Origin of the sequence: Mycolicibacterium sp. Y3 (genome assembly GCF_051188035.1) — a bacterium.
Lineage (GTDB): Bacteria > Actinomycetota > Actinomycetes > Mycobacteriales > Mycobacteriaceae > Mycobacterium > Mycobacterium fluoranthenivorans.
Window position 1 is genome coordinate 6,138,652 of record NZ_JAVQLT010000001.1, and the last position, 20,537, is coordinate 6,159,188.

Annotated in this window: 16 protein-coding genes; 7 read left to right on the forward strand and 9 right to left on the reverse strand. The window is 67.1% G+C overall.

Features of this window, described 5'->3' with window-relative positions:
* Positions 1–24 precede the first annotated feature (24 nt).
* From QN239_RS30000 to QN239_RS30020, 5 genes are all read right to left on the reverse strand, one after another.
* Entirely contained in the window at positions 25–333 is a 309-nt protein-coding gene (locus QN239_RS30000; protein WP_499015931.1) for a PE family protein, read from the reverse strand.
* The gene (eccCa, locus tag QN239_RS30005) at positions 333–4,361 is read right to left on the reverse strand and encodes a type VII secretion protein EccCa (RefSeq protein ID WP_499016031.1); all 4,029 of its coding nucleotides are present in this window, start codon (positions 4,359–4,361) and stop codon (positions 333–335) included. Before eccCa ends, QN239_RS30000 begins: the two co-directional genes overlap by 1 nt.
* On the reverse strand, positions 4,361–5,926 hold the full coding sequence (gene eccB, locus QN239_RS30010) for a type VII secretion protein EccB (RefSeq protein WP_499016034.1): 1,566 nt from the start codon (positions 5,924–5,926) through the stop codon (positions 4,361–4,363). The genes eccCa and eccB overlap by 1 nt, the downstream gene beginning before the upstream one ends.
* Positions 5,923–7,791: a type VII secretion AAA-ATPase EccA gene (eccA, locus tag QN239_RS30015; protein ID WP_499016037.1), complete on the reverse strand. Its 1,869-nt coding sequence runs from the start codon at positions 7,789–7,791 to the stop codon at positions 5,923–5,925. Before eccA ends, eccB begins: the two co-directional genes overlap by 4 nt.
* Before the next feature lie 306 nt (positions 7,792–8,097).
* A complete protein-coding gene (locus QN239_RS30020; RefSeq protein WP_499016039.1) occupies positions 8,098–8,976 on the reverse strand; it encodes an oxygenase MpaB family protein in 879 nt (292 codons plus the stop codon).
* Between the two features lie 123 nt (positions 8,977–9,099).
* Here QN239_RS30020 and QN239_RS30025 point away from each other — a divergent pair, with 123 nt between their 5' ends.
* Positions 9,100–9,663, forward strand: a complete 564-nt coding sequence (locus QN239_RS30025; protein ID WP_499017019.1) for a TetR/AcrR family transcriptional regulator — start codon at positions 9,100–9,102, stop codon at positions 9,661–9,663.
* Positions 9,664–9,798: 135 nt separating this feature from the next.
* Positions 9,799–10,026 (forward strand): hypothetical protein, encoded by a 228-nt coding sequence (locus tag QN239_RS30030; RefSeq protein WP_499016041.1) that lies wholly within the window; start codon positions 9,799–9,801, stop codon positions 10,024–10,026.
* Positions 10,027–10,087: 61 nt separating this feature from the next.
* Here QN239_RS30030 and QN239_RS30035 read toward each other — a convergent pair whose 3' ends face one another.
* The gene (locus QN239_RS30035; RefSeq protein ID WP_499016043.1) at positions 10,088–10,663 is read right to left on the reverse strand and encodes a VOC family protein; all 576 of its coding nucleotides are present in this window, start codon (positions 10,661–10,663) and stop codon (positions 10,088–10,090) included.
* 143 nt (positions 10,664–10,806) lie between these two features.
* Between QN239_RS30035 and QN239_RS30040 the strand changes: the two genes are divergently transcribed.
* The 5 genes from QN239_RS30040 to QN239_RS30060 all read left to right on the forward strand — a co-directional run bounded on the left by QN239_RS30040 (position 10,807) and on the right by QN239_RS30060 (position 16,117).
* Complete coding sequence (locus QN239_RS30040) at positions 10,807–11,376, forward strand: TetR/AcrR family transcriptional regulator (protein ID WP_499017020.1); 570 nt, start codon at positions 10,807–10,809, stop codon at positions 11,374–11,376.
* Positions 11,373–12,506 carry an alpha/beta hydrolase family protein gene (locus QN239_RS30045; protein WP_499016046.1) on the forward strand — a complete coding sequence of 378 codons (1,134 nt, stop codon included), beginning with the start codon at positions 11,373–11,375 and terminating at the stop codon, positions 12,504–12,506. The genes QN239_RS30040 and QN239_RS30045 overlap by 4 nt, the downstream gene beginning before the upstream one ends.
* Positions 12,482–13,450: a 2-hydroxyacid dehydrogenase gene (locus tag QN239_RS30050; RefSeq protein WP_499016049.1), complete on the forward strand. Its 969-nt coding sequence runs from the start codon at positions 12,482–12,484 to the stop codon at positions 13,448–13,450. The genes QN239_RS30045 and QN239_RS30050 overlap by 25 nt, the downstream gene beginning before the upstream one ends.
* A gap of 72 nt (positions 13,451–13,522) precedes the next feature.
* The gene (locus tag QN239_RS30055; protein WP_499016051.1) at positions 13,523–15,721 is read left to right on the forward strand and encodes an acyl-CoA dehydrogenase family protein; all 2,199 of its coding nucleotides are present in this window, start codon (positions 13,523–13,525) and stop codon (positions 15,719–15,721) included.
* 102 nt (positions 15,722–15,823) lie between these two features.
* Positions 15,824–16,117 carry a hypothetical protein gene (locus tag QN239_RS30060; protein ID WP_499016054.1) on the forward strand — a complete coding sequence of 98 codons (294 nt, stop codon included), beginning with the start codon at positions 15,824–15,826 and terminating at the stop codon, positions 16,115–16,117.
* A gap of 42 nt (positions 16,118–16,159) precedes the next feature.
* Here QN239_RS30060 and QN239_RS30065 read toward each other — a convergent pair whose 3' ends face one another.
* From QN239_RS30065 to fadD2, 3 genes are all read right to left on the reverse strand, one after another.
* The gene (locus QN239_RS30065) at positions 16,160–16,948 is read right to left on the reverse strand and encodes an SDR family NAD(P)-dependent oxidoreductase (RefSeq protein ID WP_499016056.1); all 789 of its coding nucleotides are present in this window, start codon (positions 16,946–16,948) and stop codon (positions 16,160–16,162) included.
* Positions 16,949–17,022: 74 nt separating this feature from the next.
* Positions 17,023–18,726, reverse strand: a complete 1,704-nt coding sequence (gene ctaD, locus QN239_RS30070) for an aa3-type cytochrome oxidase subunit I (RefSeq protein ID WP_499016060.1) — start codon at positions 18,724–18,726, stop codon at positions 17,023–17,025.
* Positions 18,727–18,856: 130 nt separating this feature from the next.
* Entirely contained in the window at positions 18,857–20,527 is a 1,671-nt protein-coding gene (gene fadD2, locus QN239_RS30075; protein ID WP_499016062.1) for a long-chain-fatty-acid--CoA ligase FadD2, read from the reverse strand.
* Positions 20,528–20,537: the final 10 nt, after the last annotated feature.

The window sequence follows — 20,537 nt, forward strand, 5'->3', positions numbered from 1 at the left end:
AGCGAAGCGACGGGGGTTGTCATATCAGCCGCGCGCGATCAGGTACGACGAAGCGGCCGCGGCGTCCCCGGCGGCGTAACTCGCCCCCGATTCGGCGACACCGGCACCGGCCCGGCCGAGTTCGGTCACGGCCAGCGCCGCGAGGGCACTGTGTTCGGCGCCTGCGGCACTGAAACCTGCGGCGGTCTGCAGCGACACCGGGTCGGCGGCCGGCGGCAGCACGGCGTTGGTCATCGGCGCCGCAGCGGCGTGAGCGGCGGCCAGCCGCGCGGACAGCGCCTCGACCGCGGCGCCCGCGGCGGTCAGTCCTTCGGGAACGACACGCAGGGTCATCAGCTGTATTCCTTTCCGTTCGAAGCGATCCCCGAAACATGTTCGGGGACGAAGGGGTTCACCAGTTGGACATAGGTGGCGACCTCACTGTCACCGAGCAGCATGGCCCGTCCCGGCGGCAGGCGGTGGAAACGGTGACCACGCAGCTTGCCGCCGTCGGCGGGGCTGCCCGAGAGCATCACGGTCGTCGCCTGCAGGTCGTTGAGCCTGCGCAGCAACGGCGCGGTCATCACCGCGTGCGCCGAGCCGCTGGCCCGCGCGGTGATGATCACGCGCAGTCCCAGATCCCCGGCTTGGGACAACAGGCCGAGCAGCGGGGTCCACGGCCGCGCTCCGACATAGGGTCCGCTGACCGCCGGGCCGTCCGGGATCTGGTCGACATCGTCGATGATCAGGTAGTGGGTGTGTCCCTGGTAACGCCAGTTGCGCAGCTCCTGTGGGGACAGCCCGGCCGGTGGTCGCCGCGCCTCGATCAGCGCCGCCAACCCAAGCATCGCCGGGGTGATCCGGTCGATGTTGGGGGTGTACTCGTTGTCGGCGAACAACGGCTCGTCCACCATCTGCAGCCGGCGGTCGACGACGGTGAACGCCACACCATTCCCCGTCGCTCCGCTCGCCCCGGCCCCGTCGGGCGTCGAGTTGTCCCGGATCGTGCGGATCAGATGCCGGAGCAGGGTGGTCTTGCCCGAGCGGGTGTCGCCGAACACCATCATCAGCGGATGCGCGGCGAAATCGATCGCGACCGGCGCCAGGTCCTCTTCGCGCTGACCGATGACCACCTGTTCCGGGCCGACGTACAACGGGCCCAACGCAGTCGGCGGAAGCTGACTGGGCAGCAACCGCACCTCGGGCGCACGCAGTTGCGGGTAGCGGGCATTGATCGTGGGAATGAGGCGCAGATCCGGCTCGGCGAACAGGAAGTGCTCGCCGGCCATGGTGAGCCCGCGCCCCGGCTGCTCGGCCGGTACGCCGTCGGCGGGCCGACGAAGCGCCCCGACCACCCGCACGTTGCTGTCGTGGGAGTCACTGAGCTTGAGCTCCAGGCGCAGACCGAGACCGTCGCGCATGGCCAGCGGGACCTCAAGCCAGTTCGGCGTGGTGATCACCACGTGGATCCCGTAGGCCAGGCCGGCGTTGACCAGTTCGGTGACCTTGGCCAGCAACGGGTTACGGGTGTTGAACGTGTCGACATTGTCCCGGCTGAACGCGTAGAGGTTGTCGATGACCAGAAAGACCTCACCGTAACCGTCTTCGTAGGTGCCGGGCCGGTTGACCGCGCCGCGCTGCTGTCGTTGCCGCAGCAGCTGTTCCAGCTCGGCGAAGGTGCGTCGGATCCGCTCGGGCTGCAATGGTGTGGCGACCGCGCCGACGTGGGCCAGATCGGCCATCGGTGCAAGCTGCCCGCCGCCGTAGTCCAGCACGTAGAAGCTGACCTCACGCGGGGTGTGCAAGGCAGCGGCAGACAACATGAACGTCGCCAGTGCGCTCGACTTGCCGGACTTGGGGCCGCCGTGGATCAGCATGTTGCCGGCCGCCGAGCCGGCCGCGAACACCAGTGTGTCCCGGCGCATCTCGAACGGCTTGTCGATCTCACCGAGCGGCCACTGGAATCGCTGTTCGGCGAAGCCACTTCCCGCGGCTGCGCTCGCCGCTGCCCCGGTACGGCCCAGCAGTTCGGCCAGCGGAATCGGCTCATCCAGCGGGGGCAGCCACAGCTGCGGCGCCTTCGGCCCGTACGCCGCCAGCTGGTCACCGATCGTGGCGATGAGCTTGCGCGGGACCGGCACCTCCTCGGGCTCGCTGGACATGATGACGGTGTCGGGTGCCGGCTCGACCCGTGCCGCGGTGAACAGCTGGGGCGCTGGGGTGGCCGCCACGACGATCGAACGGGCGGTACGCGGCGGGTCGTAGATCCCGTCGACGTAGGTGCTGCGGAACTTGATGGGCGTCGCCCCGGGCGCGGGCACCAGGAAGCCCTCACCCTTGTGCTCGCGGCCCGACTCGATGTGGAACGCGTCCTCGGTGCCGATGATCTGTCGGCTGATCGACGGGCTGGCCACCTTCAGGCCGATGCGATACGAGGTGTTCTTGTCGATGTCCTTGATCCGCCCCACATCCAGCGTCTGCGACGCGAACAGGAGGTGGATCCGAAACGATCGACCCTTGCGTGCCACATAGTCGAACAGGTCGGCGTACTCGGGGTGCTCAGCCAGCATCAGGGTGAACTCGTCGGCCACCACGAACAACGTCGGGATGGGAGCCAGATCAACGGCGCCCGGCACGCCCGATTTCTGGGCGGCCTCGTACTCGGTCACCGAGTTGAACGCACTGCCCTGGACCCGGCGGCCCGCTTCTTTGAGCAGCTGTTCACGACGGGCCACCTCACCGCGCAACGTGTCGGCGAACCGGTCGGCCAGCGAACGCTTCTCGGCCATATTGGAGATGACGGCCACCACCTGCGGGAAGTGCCGGAAGATATCGGCACCCGCCTCACCCTTGAAGTCGGCATAGATGACGATGAGCCGGTCGGCGGAATGAGTGGTCAACAACGACAACAGGATCGACATCAGGGTCTGCGACTTGCCCGACCCGGTCATACCGATCATCAGGCCGTGAGGACCCATGCCGCCCTCGGCCTCATCCTTGAGATCGAAGACCAGCGGATCACCGGTGGCGGTGACCCCGATGGGCACCCGCAGCTCGTCATCGCGGTCACGCGGCGCCCACAGGCTCGCGATATCAAGCGCCGAGGCATCCGGGATACCGAACAGCGTGGTGAACGTCGACGCGCCGGAGCCGGCGGAACGCGCCTGGTCCGGATTGGAGTCCCAACGCGCCAACCCGCGGGCGAGGTGCGTGGCCGCCGCGGCGGAGAACGCATCGGCGGTGTCGACGAACGGCTGCCAGCCCGCACTGCCCCACCGCAGGATCTTGCCGTGCACCACCTTCAGGATGGGACGCTCCGGATCCGGATACTGTTCACGGTGCGGCTCGGTTGCACCGCGGTGCACCAGCGTCACGCCGGCCGCGCCGGCGCGGCCGAGCACATCGTCGGGATCGATCTCGGGATCGTCGAGCACGATCAGCAGGTGCTTGCCCGACGGCAGCGCGTCGCCGGTGAACGCGTCACGGTCGGTGAGCACGGGCGCGAGCAGGCCACCGAGTTCGGGTGCGCTGGTCGCGAGGTAGCGTGCCGGTCCGACGCCGTCGGCCGCGCCGGCGATATCGCTGTGCGGCAACCACTTCAACCACGACCAGTCCGGCCCCTCCAGATCGGGGGTGGCCAGCGCCACGCCGAGCACCGCGGGGTCGTGCCAGGTAACCGCCTGAGCGACCCACGCCCGCAACGCATCCCGGACCTCGGCGGGATCCCCGAGCACCGTGATGCGGGAAACCTTGGCCAGGTCGATTCCGGCGGGCACCGCACGGACGGTGCGGTGCACATCGAGCAGACCCCGCAGCGTGGTGTGCGACACCGGTTCCAGATCGACCTCATCGACGGCATCCTTGACGCGCAGCGCGACCGACAACGGCGCGTCGTGCAGTCCGGCCCGCAGCACCAGGAAATCCGGATCATGCGGGTCGCGTTCCCACTGTCTGCGGGTGCCCGGAACAGCGGCCAGCAGTTCGGGATCAGGATGCGACCACTCCAGCGCCGCCCGCTGGGACTGCACCTGTGCGCGCACGTTGTCCCGCACCACCGACAGGTAACGCAGATAGTCGGCACGCTCGGCGTCGACCTCCTCGGTGCGCAGCTTGTTGTCCGAGCCCCGGTACATCGCGGTGGCGGCAAGCAGCAGCACGAACGGGAAGAACAGGGTCGTCGGTGAGATCAACCGCATCCCGGTGGCGACCAGCGCGACGATCATGCCCACGATGAGGATGACGATCAAATACGGCAGCACGCGGCGCAGCAGCGACGGCGGTACCAGCCGCGGCAACGTGGGCGGCGCCTCGATGGTGATCGCGCCTTTGCGTACCTCCGGGGCGGGGATGCGCCGCCGGGCCTCGAAGATCAAGCGGCTCATCAGTTGTCTCCCTCGCGGGCGGTGTTCACCGCGGCAGGTTTCGGGTCGGCGGGCAGCGCATCGTGGGCGATCAGGGCGTCGGCGCGCGACAGCGTCGGTCCGGCGGCGAACTGGGTGAGCACCGACCACGGGATCGCCACGGGTGGCGAGATCAGGCCCAGCGCGGCAACGGCTTTGGCGTCACCGGTGGTGTCGATGCCGTAGCGCACCCCGGTGTCACTGATCCAGAAGGACGAACCCGCTTGCGGCGCGCCGGCGTCAGAACCCACCGACTGGACGAAGTACCCCTTGCCCGGGGACAGGGCAACCCGGTTGGCGGTGGATCCGTTCCCACCACCGACCAGGTCCACCGTGCGCAGTCCGCTCGGCAGCGGCAGGGCGGCGCCGGCCAGCAGCGTCAGTGAACTCTCGGTGGCATCGGCCGGCTTGGACCAGGAGGCGCACGTCACCGGATCGGCCGCGGTGTCGACCAGGGTGACCTCATCGGACGGATAGGCGGCCGTGTCGATACCGGCGGCCACCGGCAGCCGCGACACCTCATCGGCACCCAGTCTCGGGGGCTGTTGCAGGCCGTAGGAGTTGGTGTTGCGCAGCATCGCCGCCAGCACCGACGAAATCTGTTGCAGGCCATCGGCTTGCACCGCGTAGTAGCGGATGTCGTTATTCGCCTGGTATGCCGCGAGCACAGCACCGATCGGTGCCTGCACCGGCAGCGGGAAGCGGGGCGGGGTTCCGGCGCCGGGCAGCGCCGGCGCCACCAGTGGTGCCGATTCCGGGATGGCGTTGAACAGACCGGGTGCGATCACCCGGGGCGCCGGGATATCGGTACCCAGACCGAGTGCATCGGTGACGGCCCGGCTGCCCAGGTCGATCGGGCTGCGCCTGCCGTTCCACAGCAGCCACGTGCCGGCATGGACACCACCGACGTTCTGCACCAGCACGACGTGATCGGAGGGCAACGCCGTGGCGTGCTCACCCGTCTGGTCGGGTGTGCCGGCCACCACGGTGACTCCCGGTGCGGGGCCTGCGACTGCGTCACACACGGTCCATTCCCCGTGCCGGGAAGTGTTCTGCACCATACGTTCCGGCGCTCCCGGGATGCCGATGAGGTTGCCGCGGGCGAAGCGGTCGATCTCGGCACTCTTGACCAGGGTCGGGTTATCGGGCTGACCGGCGATCAACCGGGCCGAGGTGAGGTTCAGCGCAGGGTGCACCACGTCGCCGATGCGTACGTACAGCGCGGAGGTGTCGCGGTCGGCGAGGATGGTGGAGCCGCCGGCGTCTCCGCCGGGACGGATCAGCGAGAACACGAAACAGCCGGCCAGGCCGGTGACCACCACGAGCGCACCGACAAGTACCGCGCGGCTTTGACTGCGCAGCGGATCGACCAGCATCCGGGTGTCGTGCAGCGCGACACCGGAGGCGATCCGGCGCATCATGAACCGCCAGCCCGACACCTGATGCCGGGTGACGAATCCACGCCGGTGGGCGACCCGGTCGGGGTTCTCATTCACCGGTGTGCGCGAGGCGAATTCGCGGCGACCGTCATGGTTGTTATCGGTCATTGTTCAGGCACCGACAGTCCCAGGCCACGCAGCAGCGGGCCGGCCGAGCGGTTGACGTCGTCGGCGGTGATCGTCATCAGTTCTTCGTCGGTGAAGTCGTCGGAATCGGCGGCCGGGCCGCTCGGTCGCGGCATGTGGTCCAATCGGTATTCGCGTTCCTCTTCGGAACGCTCGACAAGGTTTCGTACGAAACGGCCGTTACCGGCGATATCCAGGCTGCGGCGCGCCACACCATCGGCGTCCGGGGTGCTGCTCGCCGCCAGTTGGGCGAAGAGCGCCTCCATCTCGTCATGGGCGGCGGACTCGAAGACGCTGTCGCGCTTCTCGGCCATCCGGACGGCCATCTCGACCAGTTCCGGTGCGCTGTAGGACGGGAAGTCGATGCTGCGGGTGAAACGCGAGCGCAGACCCTCGTTGGTGTCCAGGAATCGGTCCAGGTCGGCGCGGTAGCCGGCGACGATCACGACCAGCCGATCGCGGTCGTTCTCCATGCGGGCCAGCAGCGTGTCGATGGCCACCAAGCCGAAGTCGTTCTTGGCGCCGGTGGACACCAACGCGTAGGCCTCGTCCAGGAACAACACCCCGTCCAGGGCGCTGTCGATGATCGCGTTGGTCTTGGCCTCGGTCTCCCCGATGTGCTGACCGATGAGGTCGGCGCGGTGCACTTCGCGCACCGTCTCCTTCTTCAAAAGACCCAGGCCGCAATAGATCTTGGCGACCACGCGGGCGATCGTGGTCTTGCCGGTACCGGGCGGACCGGCGAACACCAGATGGTTGGTGCGCTGTGCAACGGCCAGTCCGCGTTCCTGACGCCGGATCGACATGGCCACCGAACTCTTGAGCCTGGCCACCTGGTACTTGACCTCGTCGAGGCCGATGAACTCGGCCAGTTCGGCTTCGGCCTCGGTGAGCAGGTGTGCCTTGCGCTCCTTGGCACCCGGATCGACGAAATCGCCTTCCCCGGGTTCGGTGTCCGGGTCCCAGGGATCGGTGCGGGCGTCGATGCGCGCCGCGGTGGTGGTCGCCAGGCCGAACGACGAATCCAGCAGCGCCTCTTCGGTTCCGGCATGCTCGGGGTTGGCGGCGTACAGCGCGGCCAGCACATCGGCAGCTTCGTCCGCTTCACCTTGGGCCCGTAACGACAGGCCCTTGACCAGCCCGCCGTCGACGGCAGCCACCGCGACGGGGCCGTCGGGGTTCTCCAGGTGCGAGATCGCCGGCGCGAACATGGCCAGGTTGGCCAACGCGATCCCCAGGGTCACGCGGGCCGCGTGCGCGTAGTGGTCCTCGAGATTCGGGGCGTTGACCACCGGGGTGAGCAGACGCACCACATCGGACCAGCGCCGGGCCCGGTGGAAGATCGCCACCCGGACCCACCGCGCCTGCAGCCAGTGCGGCCGGCGCTCGGCCAGCGCCGCGGCCAGCTGGTCGGCGGCGGCGAACTCGCCCCGGTCGGCAAGGGAGGCTGCGTAGGCCAGCTCGATATCGTCGCGGTCGGCAGCCCGGAACTGCAGATACAGCCCGGTGTCGTAGACGAAACCGAGTGCGCCGGGCTCCAGGGCGATCTCGCGCTGGAGGACACCGAAGGTGGCCGCGGTCCGCCAGATGGTCTCGATGACGCGCGGGGCGTCTTGGCCGATGCCCGCACCGGCAGCGGCCAGACCGACCCAGCCGTCGCACTGGTCCCGGGCGATGCGAGTCAGCTCGGTGAAACCCGATCGCGCGGCCGCGAGGTCGGCCGGACGCTGCCGATCGTTGACCGACAACCCCAGCGCGCGACAACAGGTCGCGAACCTGCTCGCGACGTCGCGGTCGACGCGCGCTCTTGCTGCGCTCGGCGTGAGCGTGCCACTGACCTTATCCATATGCCTTCGTACAGGGGCGCAAAGCCGCCTGCCGTCTCCTTAAGTTTGCCTATGCTAACTCGGCTGAAGTTAGCATTGCATTAACTAACTGTCGAGACGTTCGGGGACGGCTGCGTCAGTGACGCCAGTCACCGGAGCGGGGGCTTACCGCCCCAGCTGGGCGAATCGCTCCGAGTAACGGTCACCTGCGCGTGATTCGCGCAGAACGGGATAACTTCGCTGGCAGCGGCGATTCGAGGGCGAAAACAACAACCAGCCGACCAGCCTTCTGGCGTAGTACAGCAAATACGTGCGCGGCGATGTTCCTCAGACCAGCGGGCGGCCGGTACGGATGCGCCAGTCCAGATCCTTCAGCAGGACGTTGAACGGGAACTGCCGGACGAAACCGGGCGCCGCATTGTTGACCGTCCGGATCACCTTCATCAACCGGTCGAACCGGCGCTGCCGTTGCAGATCCCAGGGCAGACGCATCTCGTCCCGGAAGCGCTGTGGCAGGAAGCCGGTGGTGATGAGCCCGGCCCAGTACTCCGCGTGCCGCTGCAACGGACCCGGCAGTCGCACCCCGCGCACACGGGATACCGCGATCGGATAGAGGTACTCGCGCACCGCGTCGTCGATGTGCACCTGCTCGAGCGATTCCTCCCAGTACTTGTCGAACGCGGCGCGGTCAGCCGGCCACATCTCCGGGGACACCTGCAGGGTCGTTCCGAGCGTGCTGCCCTCGCGGTAGTGCTGTGCGGCCATCTGCTCGTCCATCTCCCCGACGAACAGCCGGTGTACGTCCACCGCGCCCTTGTACAGGCAGGCCGCCACCCAGAGCTGCAAGTTCTTGTCGAAGGCGTTGTACTGCACCGGGCTCTCATCGGTCGAATACACCTGGGCGTGCGCCCGGTTCACCGCGCGCCGGAACGCCGCCTTCTGCTCGTCGGTGCCGCGTCCCGCGACGGCGAGATAGGTGAAGGTGGTACGTGCGCGCTTGATCGGATGCCGGTCGATCCGGCCGCTCTCGACCCGGCTCTCCATCACGCCGTAGCCCACTCCGGGCCGCGCCAGCTGCATGATCACGTTGGCGGGACCGGCGAGCAGGGCCACCCCCATCAACCCGTCGTCGAAGCCGGCACCCCACTTCGATGTACGCGTCGAAGTCGGTGCGGTCTCGTTGATGGGACGTTCGGCGATCGTCATTGATACCCCTGTCACAAAAGTGAGAACGAATGTTTCCTGATCTTGCCTTTCCGATTGGACAGGTGTCAAGATGTCAGGGTGACGCAGGTCAGGCCGTATCGCGGCGTCGAGGCTCCGCAGCGGATGGCCGACCGGCGCCGCAGATTCATCGACGCCGGGTTGGAACTGCTCGGTGGCGGCACCGAGGAGCTCACGGTCCGCGCCATCTGCCGCCAGTCTGGCGTGGCCACCCGCCACTTCTATGAGGCGTTCGCCGATAAGGACGAGTTCGTCGCGGCGGTGTTCGACTCGGTGGTCGCCGTGATCGCCGCCACCACCCAGGCCGCCGTGGCCTCGGTCCCGTTCGCCGAGCAGAACCGGGCCGGCATCACCAACCTGGTGCGCACCGTCAGCGAGGACACCCGGGTGGGCCGGCTGTTGTTCGATCCCCGACTGTCCAACGCCGTGCTGATGCGCAAACGGACGGAACTGGGCGGGGTGTTCGCGGCTCTGGCCGGTCAACACCTGCAAACGGCACTGCAGCGCGACGAGACGCCCCGGATCAATGCCGTGGCGCATTTCGTGGTCGGCGGGGTCAGTCAGGCCATCAACGCGTGGCTCACCGGGTCGATCGCGTTCGGCCAGGAGGAACTCATCGACCAGCTGACCACCTTGCTCGACGGTTTCGTCGACCCCCGGTTGTACTGAGCGTGCCGCCGACTCCCCCGATCGGGGGACACCAGCTTCACCCGGTGTATCCACCGGTCACCCGACAGATCTGACGTGTGATTCCCGGCATTCTTATCTCAACGCAGAAAGCCACTCACACAAAGGATTACGAACATGATCAAGAACCTGAAGGCCGCAGCCCTCGGAATCTGCACCGCCGCCCTCATCGGCGCCGGAGCCCTCGGCCTGGCCGGCACCGCCGCCGCGGCCACCAGCACCGCCCCGACCGGCCCGGGCTACTCCTACAGCCCCGACACCCACGCCCACCCGGCCCCGACGATGCAGCCCGGCTGGCACGGACACCACGGCCCCGCCAAGATCGCCGCGCTGCAGAACCGGTAACCGAAAAGCCCGAAGCCCCTTCCCCCTCGCGGCACACGAGGGTGGGAGGGGCTTCGCTTTGTCAGACCGCGGCGCGCGGACGGCGGTCGTCCGCCGTCCGGGGTGCCACCTTTTCCTCGTCCGGATTGAACTCCTTTATCCAGCAGGCGAATTCGAGTGTGATGCCGTCGGGATCCTGAAAGTAGAAGGACCGCACGTAGACACCGGGATGCACCTTGGGCGAGGCCTGCCATTCACTCTCGTCGTGATTGAGCACGGGACCCACGCGGATACCCTTCGCCTTCAGCTTCTCGCGGTACTCGTCGAACTTCTCCGGCGGCACATGGAAGGCCAGGTGGTTCATGGTGGACACGGCGCTGGTGATCTCGCCGAGACCCGGCAGTGCGATCGGCGCCGAGATGCCCGGAACGCCGTCCGGCGCATCGGTGAACCAGAAGAACGCCACGCAGTCGCCGTTGCCGGCATCGAAGAAGAAGTGCTGCCCCATACCGCCCGGCAGATCGATCGCCTTGATCAACGGCATGCCGAGCACACCGGAGTAGAAGTCGACGGTGCGCTGCATATCCGAGCACACCAGCGCGACGTGGTTGATGCCGCCGAGCGCGAACTCGGTGTTGGGATTGTCCGGCCTGATCATGATGACGTCCCCTCTGGCGCAGATCTGAATCTGAACCTAACATCAGATTCAGATTCGATCAATGCACGACTCGGACGAGGGGGAACATCGTGACCGCGCGCGTGCAGCTTCCGACGGTCCGTGGCCGCCAGACCGAGGCGGCGATGGATGCGGCCGCACGGAATGTGGTGGCGCGCAAAGGGATCTTGGCCACCACGGTCGCCGATATCGCCGCCGAAGCGGGCCGCTCCACGGCGTCGTTCTACAACTATTACGACTCCAAGGAGGCGATGGTCCGGGACTGGGCCCTGCGGTTCCGCGACGAGGCCCGGCACCGGGCGCGCGCGGCCTCCGAGCCCGGTCTGAGCAACGCCGAACGCGCACATGCCGCGGCCGCCGCGCACTGGAACACCTATCGGCACCGGCTCGCCGAGATCATCAGTGTCTCGCAGCTGGCCATGATCAACGACGACTTCGCGCAGTACTGGGCGGATATCTGCGCGCTGCCCATCGCCCTGATCACCGCCATGGTCGAAGACGCTCAGCGCCAGGGTTTCTGCGCAGGTGACGACCCGAAACTGGTGGCGGTGGCCCTCGTGTCGATGCTCAACCAGTTCTGCTACACCCAACTCTCGGGTGACGGCGCGGCCACCGCGGACGACGCCGCCTGCATCACCACGCTGGCCAACATCTTCTACCGGACGATCTACCACAAGGAGAACGTCGCACCATGAGCAAGAGCGCTGCCGCCGGCGTCACGCGCGAATTCGTCGGACTGGACTCACCTACCGCCATCCGCGCCGGCGCCGGCGGTCATCCCTGTCAGGGCCTCTACCATCGCGGCATCGGGCGCAAACCCAAGATCGCGATGATCGCCACGCACTATCAGATCGACTTCTCCGAGCACTATCTGGCCGACTACATGGCCACCCGGGGTATCGGCTTCCTGGGCTGGAACACCCGGTTCCGGGGTTTCGAGAGCAGCTTCCTGCTCGACCACGCCCTAGTCGACATCGGGGTCGGCGTGCGCTGGCTGCGCGAGGTGCAAGGTATCGAAACGGTGATCCTGCTGGGCAATTCCGGTGGAGGATCACTGATGTCGGCCTATCAGGCACAAGCGCTACACCACCATGTCCGGCCGGTGCTCGACGGGATGCGCCCCGCCGCGGGCCTGTCCGACCTACCCCCCGCCGACGGCTACGTCGCCAGCGCCGCACACCCCGGCCGCCCGGACGTGCTGACCGCGTGGATGGATGCCGCGGTGGTCGACGAGGACGACCCGGTGGCCACCGATCCCGCGCTCGATCTGTTCGAGGCGAAGAACGGCCCGCCTTATACCGAGGAGTTCGTCGCGCGATACCGTGCGGCGCAGACCGCCCGCAACGAAGCCATCACCGACTGGGCCGAAGCCGAACTCGAACGTATCCGCGCGGCCGGACACTCCGACCGCCCGTTCACCGTGATGCGCACCTGGGCCGATCCCCGGATGGTCGACCCGACACTGGAGCCGACCAAGCGCCAGGCCAACCTGTGCTACGCGGGAACCCCGATGCACGCCAACCGATCCGCACGCGGGATCGCCGCGGCGTGCACGCTGCGCAACTGGCTCGGCATGTGGAGCCTGCGGCACGCGCAGACCCGCGCCGAACCGCACCTGGCGCTGATCGACTGCCCGGCCCTGGTCATCAACGCCGAACAGGACACCGGCGTTTTCCCGTCCGACGCCCAGCGTATCCATGCCGCACTGGCCTCGACGGACAAGGCACTGTGCTCGATCGACACCGACCACTACTTCACCACCCCGGGTGCCCGCAGCGAACAGGCCGATACCATCGCCAAATGGATCGCGAAGCGGTGGAAGTAGTCAAGGTCCTCGCCCACTTCACCCCAGGCGCGAAGGTTCTGGATTTCGTTGCACCGGAATCTGATTGGCTCGATATCCGGTGGTGCGCCGAGGATGACGACGAGACCTTCCACCGCGAACTGCCCGACGCCGAGGTGATCTGGCACGTGCTGCGGCCGCTGTCGGGCTCCGACCTGGAACGGGCTACGCACGCCAGGCTGATACACAAGCTGGGCGCCGGCGTGAACACCATCGACGTCGACACCGCCACCCGACGCGGTATCGCGGTGGCGAATATGCCAGGGGCCAACGCGCCGTCGGTTGCCGAGGGCACCCTGCTCCTCATGCTGGCCGCATTACGCCGGCTACCGGCGCTGGACCGGGCCACCCGAGAGGGCCGCGGCTGGCCGTCGGATCCCAGTCTCGGAGAGACCGTCCGCGATATCGGCGGCTGCACGGTGGGGCTGGTCGGTTACGGCAACATCGCCAAACAGGTCGAGCGCATCGTGCTGGCCATGGGCGGCCAGGTGGAGCACACCAGCACCCGCGACGACGGGACGCCCGGCTGGCGCGCCCTGCCCGACCTGCTGGCGACCGCCGATATCGTCTCGCTGCATCTGCCGCTCAACGAACACACCCGTCATCTGATCGGCCCCGACGAGCTGGCGGCGATGAAACCGGGTGCCGTCCTGGTCAACACGTCACGCGGGCCGATCGTCGACGAGGCGGCCCTGGTCGAGGCGCTGCGATCCGGTCACCTGGCCGCAGCCGGGCTCGACGTGTTCGCCGAGGAACCGGTGCCCGCGGGCGCTGCCCTGCTCACCCTCGACAACGTCGTGGTGACCCCACACGTCACCTGGTACACGGTCGACACCATGCGCAGATATCTGGAAATGGCCGTCGAGAACTGCCGCCGCCTGCGCGACGGCGAACCCCTGGCCCACTTGGTTAACGAAGTGAGATAGCCCCCTGAAGTGGCGCCCGTCACGTCGGGGTACCCTCGTTCCCGACCGACCGGTTAATAGGGAAGGGCGCATATGCCTATCGCGATCAATCCTGAGCACAACGACCTGGCCGACTCGGTCCGGTCCCTGGTGGCCAAGATGGCCCCCGCCGACGTCCTGCACGAGGCGCTGGAGACCCCGATCTCCAACCCGCCGAGCTACTGGAAGGCCGCGGCCGAACAGGGCCTGCAGGGCGTGCACCTCGCCGAAGAGGTTGGCGGCCAAGGGTTCGGCATCCTCGAGCTGGCGATCACCCTGGCCGAGTTCGGCTACGGCGCGGTGCCGGGCCCGTTTGTGCCTTCGGCCATCGCCAGCGCACTGATCTCCGCGAACGACCCGAAGTCCCCGCTGCTGCAGGGCCTGGCCGCCGGCGACACCATCGCCGCCTACGCCATCGACTCGGGACTGACGGCCACTTCCACCGACGACAAGCTCGTCATCCGCGGTGAGGTCCGTGCGGTCCCCGCGGCCGGGCAGGCGTCGTTGCTGGTGCTCCCGGTGTCCGGCCTCGGTGAAGCCAGCAGCGTGCAATGGGTCGTCCTGGATGCCGACACCCTGGAGCTCGAGCCGGTGGCCAGCATCGACCCGTTGCGCCCGGTGGCGCACGTCCGGGCCAATGCCGTCGAGGTGGGCCTCGACAAGGTGCTGTCCAACCTCACCCGTGCCCATGCCCGCGCGCTCATCGCCACACTGCTGTCTGCCGAGTGCGTCGGCGTCGCCCGCTGGGCCACCGACACCGCGACCGAGTACGCCAAGATCCGTGAGCAGTTCGGCCGCCCCATCGGCCAGTTCCAGGCCATCAAGCACAAGTGCTCGGGCATGATCGCCGAGACCGAGCGTGCCACCGCCGCCGTGTGGGACGCGTCGCGTGCGCTGGACGAACTCCGCAACGGCGATCCCGATTCCAGGTGGGAGTTCGCCGCCGCCGTCGCGGGCACGCTCGCTCCGGTCGCCTCTCAGCACTGCGCCCAGGAGTGCATCCAGGTGCACGGCGGTATCGGCTTCACCTGGGAGCACGACACCAACATCTACTACCGTCGCTCGCTGATTCTCGCGGCCAGCTTCGGCCGGGCTGCCGACTACCCGCAGCTTGTCGTCGACACCGCCACCAGCTCCGGGCTGCGCAACCTCAACATCGATCTCGACCCGGACACCGAGAAGCTCCGCGAGGAGATTCGCGCCGAGGTCGCAGCGTTGAAAGCCATTCCGCGCGAAGAGCGTAACGCCGCAATCGCCGAGGGCGGCTGGGTGCAGCCGCATCTGCCCAAACCGTGGGGACGCAACGCCGGCCCCGTCGAACAGATCATCACCGCCCAGGAGTTCAGCACCGGGAAGGTCGCCCGCCCCAACATGGGCATCGCGGCCTGGATCATCCCGTCGATCGTGGCCTACGGCACCGACGAACAGCAGCAGCAGTTCCTGTCCCCCACCTTCCGCGGCGAGATGATCTGGTGCCAGCTGTTTTCCGAGCCGGGCGCCGGCTCGGACCTGGCCAGCCTGACCACCAAGGCCACCAAGGTCGACGGCGGCTGGCGGATCACCGGGCAGAAGATCTGGACCACCGGTGCGCAGTTCTCCCAGTGGGGTGCGCTACTGGCCCGCACCGACCCGAGTGCCCCGAAGCACAACGGCATCACGTACTTCCTGTTGGACATGAAATCACCTGGGGTGGAGGTGAAACCGCTGCGCGAGCTGACCGGCGACGCCTTGTTCAACACGGTGTTCATCGACGATGTGTTCGTCCCGGACTCGATGGTGCTCGGTGAGGTCGACCGCGGGTGGGAGGTCAGCCGCAACACCCTGACCAACGAGCGGGTGTCCATCGGCAGCGGCGAACCGCCGTTCCTGGCCAGCCTGGATCAGTTCGTGGCGTTCCTGGCCGAAGGACAGTTCGATCAGATCGAGCAGAATCACGCGGGCAAGCTCATCGCCGAGGGCTACGCCGCCAAGGTGCTCAACCTGCGCTCGACGCTGCTCACCCTGGCCGGTGGCGATCCGATGCCCGCCGCGGCCATCTCCAAACTGCTGTCGATGAAGACCGGGCAGGGTTACGCCGAGTTCGGGGTGTCGTCGTTCGGCACCGACGGCGCGGTCGGTGACAAGGAACAGATCACCGGGAAATGGGCCGACTATCTGCTGTTCAGCCGGGCGACCACCATCTACGGCGGCACCACCGAGGTACAGCTGAACATCATCGCCGAACGCCTGCTGGGCCTGCCCCGCGACCCGTAAAGCACTGCGTCCGGGATCGTGGGAGAGCATGCCATCCCACGATCCCGGACCTCTCGGGCCCAGCAGGAATCAGCCGGCCGTCGAATTCGGTTGCCCATTGATGTGAGCAGTTCACGAGATCGCACCGGCCGCATGCTCTGCGCTGCGGTGGCGGGATTGGCGCTGTTCGTCCCGACGCTGACCATCGAGGGGCACGGCCTCACCGGCGGCGATGAGCGGCCCGCAACGGTGGCGCAGCCGTGTGTCAACGGCGTGGTCCCGCTCAACCCGTATGTCATCAACTGCAATCTCGGGACCCGTCCACCCAAGATCCGCGGATCGGCACCCGATGCCGGGGCGATCATCGCGTGCCGCCACGATCCGGTGTGCCTGTCCTATTACGTCAACAACCCCTAGGGCAAGATCGAGTCCCCCGCTAGGGCAGGATGGAGTCCCCCGCTAAGGCAGGATTGAGTCGACGTACCCGCCGTCGACCCGCAGCGCCCCTCCGGTGGTGGCCGAGGCCAGCGGCGATGCCAAATAGGTCACCATGTTGGCGATCTCGGCCGGCTCGATGAGCCGCTGCAACAGGGACTGCGGCCGGTACTTCACCATGAACTCGCGCTGCGCGTCCTCCCACGGCAGCGACTTGTCCACCAACTCGTAGACGAAATCCTCGACCCCGGCGGTGTGCGTCGGTCCGGCGATCACCGAGTTGACGGTCACTCCGGTACCCGCGGCATCCTTGGCGAAGCCCCGGGACACCGCCAGCAACGCGGTCTTGGAGACGCCGTAGTGGATCATCTCCTCCGGGATGACGATGGCCGAGTCACTGGCGATCTGGATCGCCCGGCCCCAGCCTCGGTCCGCCATGCCCGGCAGGTAGGCGCGGATGAGCCGCACCGCGGCAAGCACATTCACCTCGAAGTAGGTGCGCCACTGCGCATCGGTGATCTCACGAGCCGGCACCGCGCCGAAGATGCCGAGATTGTTGACCAGGATGTCGACCTCGGGCAGTTCCGCGAGCAGTTGTGCCGTGCCCTCTTCCGTGCTGACATCGGCGGCCACCCCGAAAGCGGTACCGCCGAGACCGCGCACCCTTTCCGCGGCTTCGTCGACGCGGGCTGAGGTGCGGCCGTTGACCGCCACCCGCGCCCCGCTGCGGGCCAAACCCTCGGCGATGGCCAAGCCGATGCCTTGGGTGGAGCCGGTGACGAGTGCGGTCTTTCCGGAGAGGTCGATATTCATGACATAGTTCTACCCGCGCGCCCGGTCGCCTATTCCCGAACGGCCCTTACCCCCGGTGGAGACCCCCGGGTCGTTCAGTGCGCGCCTTCGCCTCTACCCACATGGGCCTCCGCCCGCAGGCGCTCCACCATGTGCGGGTAGTGCAGCTCGAATGCCGGTCGCTCCGAACGGATCCGGGGCAGCTCGGTGAAGTTGTGCCGCGGCGGCGGGCACGAGGTGGCCCACTCCAGCGAGTTGCCGTGCCCCCACGGATCGTCCACCGTCACCGGCTCGCCGAACCGCCAGCTCTTGAACACGTTCCAGACGAACGGCAGCGTCGACACACCGAGAACGAACGCACCGATCGACGAAACGACGTTCAGCGTGGTGAACCCGTCGGTGGGCAGATAGTCGGCGTAGCGGCGCGGCATGCCCGCGTCACCCAGCCAGTGCTGTACCAGGAAGGTGGTGTGGAAGCCGATGAAGGTCAGCCAGAAGTGCAGCTTGCCCAGGCGCTCGTCGAGCAGCCGGCCCGTCATCTTCGGGAACCAGAAGTAGATGCCCGCGTAGCTGGCGAACACGATGGTGCCGAAGAGCGTGTAGTGGAAATGCGCCACCACGAAATAGGAGTCGGTGACGTGGAAGTCCAGCGGCGGGCTGGCCAGCAGCACGCCGGACAGGCCACCCAGCAGGAAGGTCACCATGAAGCCGACCGAGAACAGCATCGGTGTCTCGAAGGTCAACTGTCCCTTCCACATGGTGCCGATCCAGTTGAAGAACTTGATACCGGTGGGCACCGCGATCAGGAACGTCATGAAACTGAAGAAGGGCAGGAGAACCGCACCGGTGGCGTACATGTGATGTGCCCACACCGCGACCGACAGGGCGCCGATGCCGAACGTCGCGTAGATCAGCGTGGTGTAGCCGAAGATCGGTTTACGCGAAAACACCGGCACCACTTCGCTGATGATCCCGAAGAAGGGCAGCGCGATGACGTACACCTCGGGATGGCCGAAGAACCAGAACAGGTGCTGGTAGAGCAGCATCCCGCCGTTGGACGGATCGTAGATGTGCGCACCGATGCGGCGGTCGGCTTCAAGACCGAACAGCGCTGCGGTCAGCAACGGGAAGATCACCAGCACCAGGACCGAGGTCACCAGGATGGTCCAGGTGAAGATCGGCATCCGGAACATCGTCATCCCCGGGGCACGCATGCAGACCACCGTGGTGATCATGTTGACGGCGCCCAGGATCGTGCCGAGACCGCCGACGGCGATACCCAGGATCCACAGATCCGAACCTGCACCCGGACTGTGTACGGCATCCGAGAGCGGGGTGTAGGCCGTCCACCCGAAGTCCGCCGCACCACCGGGAGTGATGAAGCCGGCGAGCGCGATCAGCGCACCGAACGCGAACAGCCAGTAGGACAGTGCATTCAGCCGGGGGAACGCCACGTCGGGGGCGCCGATCTGCAGCGGCAGCACAAGATTCGCGAAGCCGAACACGATCGGGGTGGCGTAGAACAGCAGCATCGCCGTGCCGTGCATGGTGAACAGCTGGTTGAACTGCTCATTGGAGAGGAACTGCAGGCCCGGTGCCGCCAGTTCGGTGCGGATCAGCAGGGCCATCAGCCCGCCGATCATGAAGAAGATGAAGCAGGTGACGCAGTACATGATGCCGATCAGTTTGTGATCGGTCGTCGTGATCAGCTTATAGACCAGATTGCCCTTGGGGCCCATGCGCGCGGGAAAGGGTCGGCGCGGCAGGACGTCCGGGATTGAGGGTGCTTCGGCTACCACATTCGTCTCCCCCGCCTTGCGGCGTGATCGGCACTGGACTGTCAGAGCACCTCAACTCTGCGACCTGTCCGCGTCTCGATCTAGGGACTTAAGTCCCGACTACGCAGCCGACCGGGTGATGTTCAGGGCATCACAGTTCACGCAGCTCGCGTTTGAGGATCTTGCCGGTCGGGTTACGGGGCAGCTCATCGAGGAAGATCACCTCTCGCGGCACCTTGTAGCGGGCGAGATTTTCCTTGACATACGTCTTGATCGCCTCTTCGTCGACGGACGCACCCTCGGTCTTCACCACGAAAGCACGCAGCCGGTGCCCCCACTCTTTGTCCTCCACGCCCAGGGCGGTGGCCTCGACCACCTCTGGATGCCCGCTGATGAGGTCCTCGACCTCGGCGGGGAAGACGTTCTCGCCGCCGCACACGATCATCTCGTCGTCGCGACCCGATACGTACAGCAGACCGCCTTCGTCGAAGTACCCGACATCACCCGAGGACAGCATTCCGTCGATGATCTGCTTGCCGCCGCCGCCGGTATAGCCCTCGAACGGGAAGGTGTTACGCACGAAGATGCGCCCGATCTCGCCCTGCGGAAGCTCAATCCCGTTGTCGTCCAGGATTTTCACCGTGATGCCTTTGACCGGGGGGCCCACCGTCGCGGGATTCTTGGACAGGTCCTTGGGCCGGGCGATGGAGGCGAACGCGATCTCGGTGGACCCGTACAGGTTGTAGATCACCGGACCCAGGTCCTTCAGCGCCCGGGTGGCCAGCTCCGCACCCAGCTGCGAGCCGGATACGAACACGATCCGCAGGCTGGACAGGTTCGGCTTCGGCTGGGTCTTCTCCAACTCGTCGAGTATCCGGGACAGCATCACCGGTACGACGACGATCGCGGTCACCTGGTGCTTCTCGATATCGGCGAGCACGGTGGCCGGTTTGAAACGGCGGCGCAGCACCAGGGTGGTGCCCAACATCATCGCGATGGTGGCGTGCAGGAAGCCGAGTGCGTGGAACATCGGCGCCGGCAGCGAGGTCACCTCGCCGGATTTGAAGGGCACGTGTGACAGCACGCCGCCGATCGGCGCGAGCGACGGCGGGGTGCTCCGGTTGGCGCCCTTGGGGGTACCGGTGGTGCCACTGGTCAGGATGATGACCGAGGAGTGTTTGGTGGCCTTGGGCGCGGGCTGCTTGCTGCTGCGCTTGATGAGATCGGCCAGGGTGTCGTCGGTACTGCCCGACGGCGCGTCCGTGTCCGGGTTGGTGGCCAGGGCGCGCAGCTTGCCCAGCGCGGGTTCGGCCTGCGCCACCGCCGCGGTGTACTCGTCGTCGTAAATGACCAGCTTGGCGCCCTCACGCTCGGACACCTCTTTGATCTGCGGGCCGGAGAACTCGCTGTTGAGCAGGATGATGCGGGCTCCGACCCGGGCCGCGCCGTAGACGCTGATCAGAAACCAGCGGTGGTTGCGGATCAGCAGCGCGACACCGTCGCCGCCCCTGACACCCATATTGCGCAGGCCGTTGGCCACCGCGTGGGCAGCTTCATCCAGTTCGGCGAAGGTGATCTCGCCGTCGTCGTCGATGATGGCGGGTCGGTCCGGGTAACGCCGCGCGTTGAGCGCCGGGATCATGCCGAACTCTCCCCAGCGCCGGATGTCGGCGAGCATCGCCACGAAGTTCTGCGGCGGCTCGAGCTTGAATGCGCCCGCCTCGAACATCTTGCGGGCGTAGTGCAGCTCCGCCGAGCCGCGGTCGAAGTACTGCTGGGCTTTCGCGGCCACCTGCGCCGGCAGGTCGAAAAGACTGGGCATACGGCCACAA

Coding starts and splice junctions, on each gene's coding strand:
- fadD2 (WP_499016062.1), bottom strand. CDS start 20,527: ATGCCCAGTCTTTTCGACCTGCCGGCGCAGGTGGCCGCGAAAGCCCAG.
- QN239_RS30025 (WP_499017019.1), top strand. CDS start 9,100: ATGGCCGACCGGCGCCGCAGATTCATCGACGCCGGGTTGGAACTGCTC.
- QN239_RS30040 (WP_499017020.1), top strand. CDS start 10,807: ATGGATGCGGCCGCACGGAATGTGGTGGCGCGCAAAGGGATCTTGGCC.
- QN239_RS30030 (WP_499016041.1), top strand. CDS start 9,799: ATGATCAAGAACCTGAAGGCCGCAGCCCTCGGAATCTGCACCGCCGCC.
- eccCa (WP_499016031.1), bottom strand. CDS start 4,361: ATGAGCCGCTTGATCTTCGAGGCCCGGCGGCGCATCCCCGCCCCGGAG.
- QN239_RS30000 (WP_499015931.1), bottom strand. CDS start 333: ATGACCCTGCGTGTCGTTCCCGAAGGACTGACCGCCGCGGGCGCCGCG.
- QN239_RS30055 (WP_499016051.1), top strand. CDS start 13,523: ATGCCTATCGCGATCAATCCTGAGCACAACGACCTGGCCGACTCGGTC.
- QN239_RS30050 (WP_499016049.1), top strand. CDS start 12,482: ATGGATCGCGAAGCGGTGGAAGTAGTCAAGGTCCTCGCCCACTTCACC.
- eccA (WP_499016037.1), bottom strand. CDS start 7,791: ATGGATAAGGTCAGTGGCACGCTCACGCCGAGCGCAGCAAGAGCGCGC.
- QN239_RS30065 (WP_499016056.1), bottom strand. CDS start 16,948: ATGAATATCGACCTCTCCGGAAAGACCGCACTCGTCACCGGCTCCACC.
- QN239_RS30020 (WP_499016039.1), bottom strand. CDS start 8,976: ATGACGATCGCCGAACGTCCCATCAACGAGACCGCACCGACTTCGACG.
- QN239_RS30045 (WP_499016046.1), top strand. CDS start 11,373: ATGAGCAAGAGCGCTGCCGCCGGCGTCACGCGCGAATTCGTCGGACTG.
- eccB (WP_499016034.1), bottom strand. CDS start 5,926: ATGACCGATAACAACCATGACGGTCGCCGCGAATTCGCCTCGCGCACA.
- QN239_RS30035 (WP_499016043.1), bottom strand. CDS start 10,663: ATGATCAGGCCGGACAATCCCAACACCGAGTTCGCGCTCGGCGGCATC.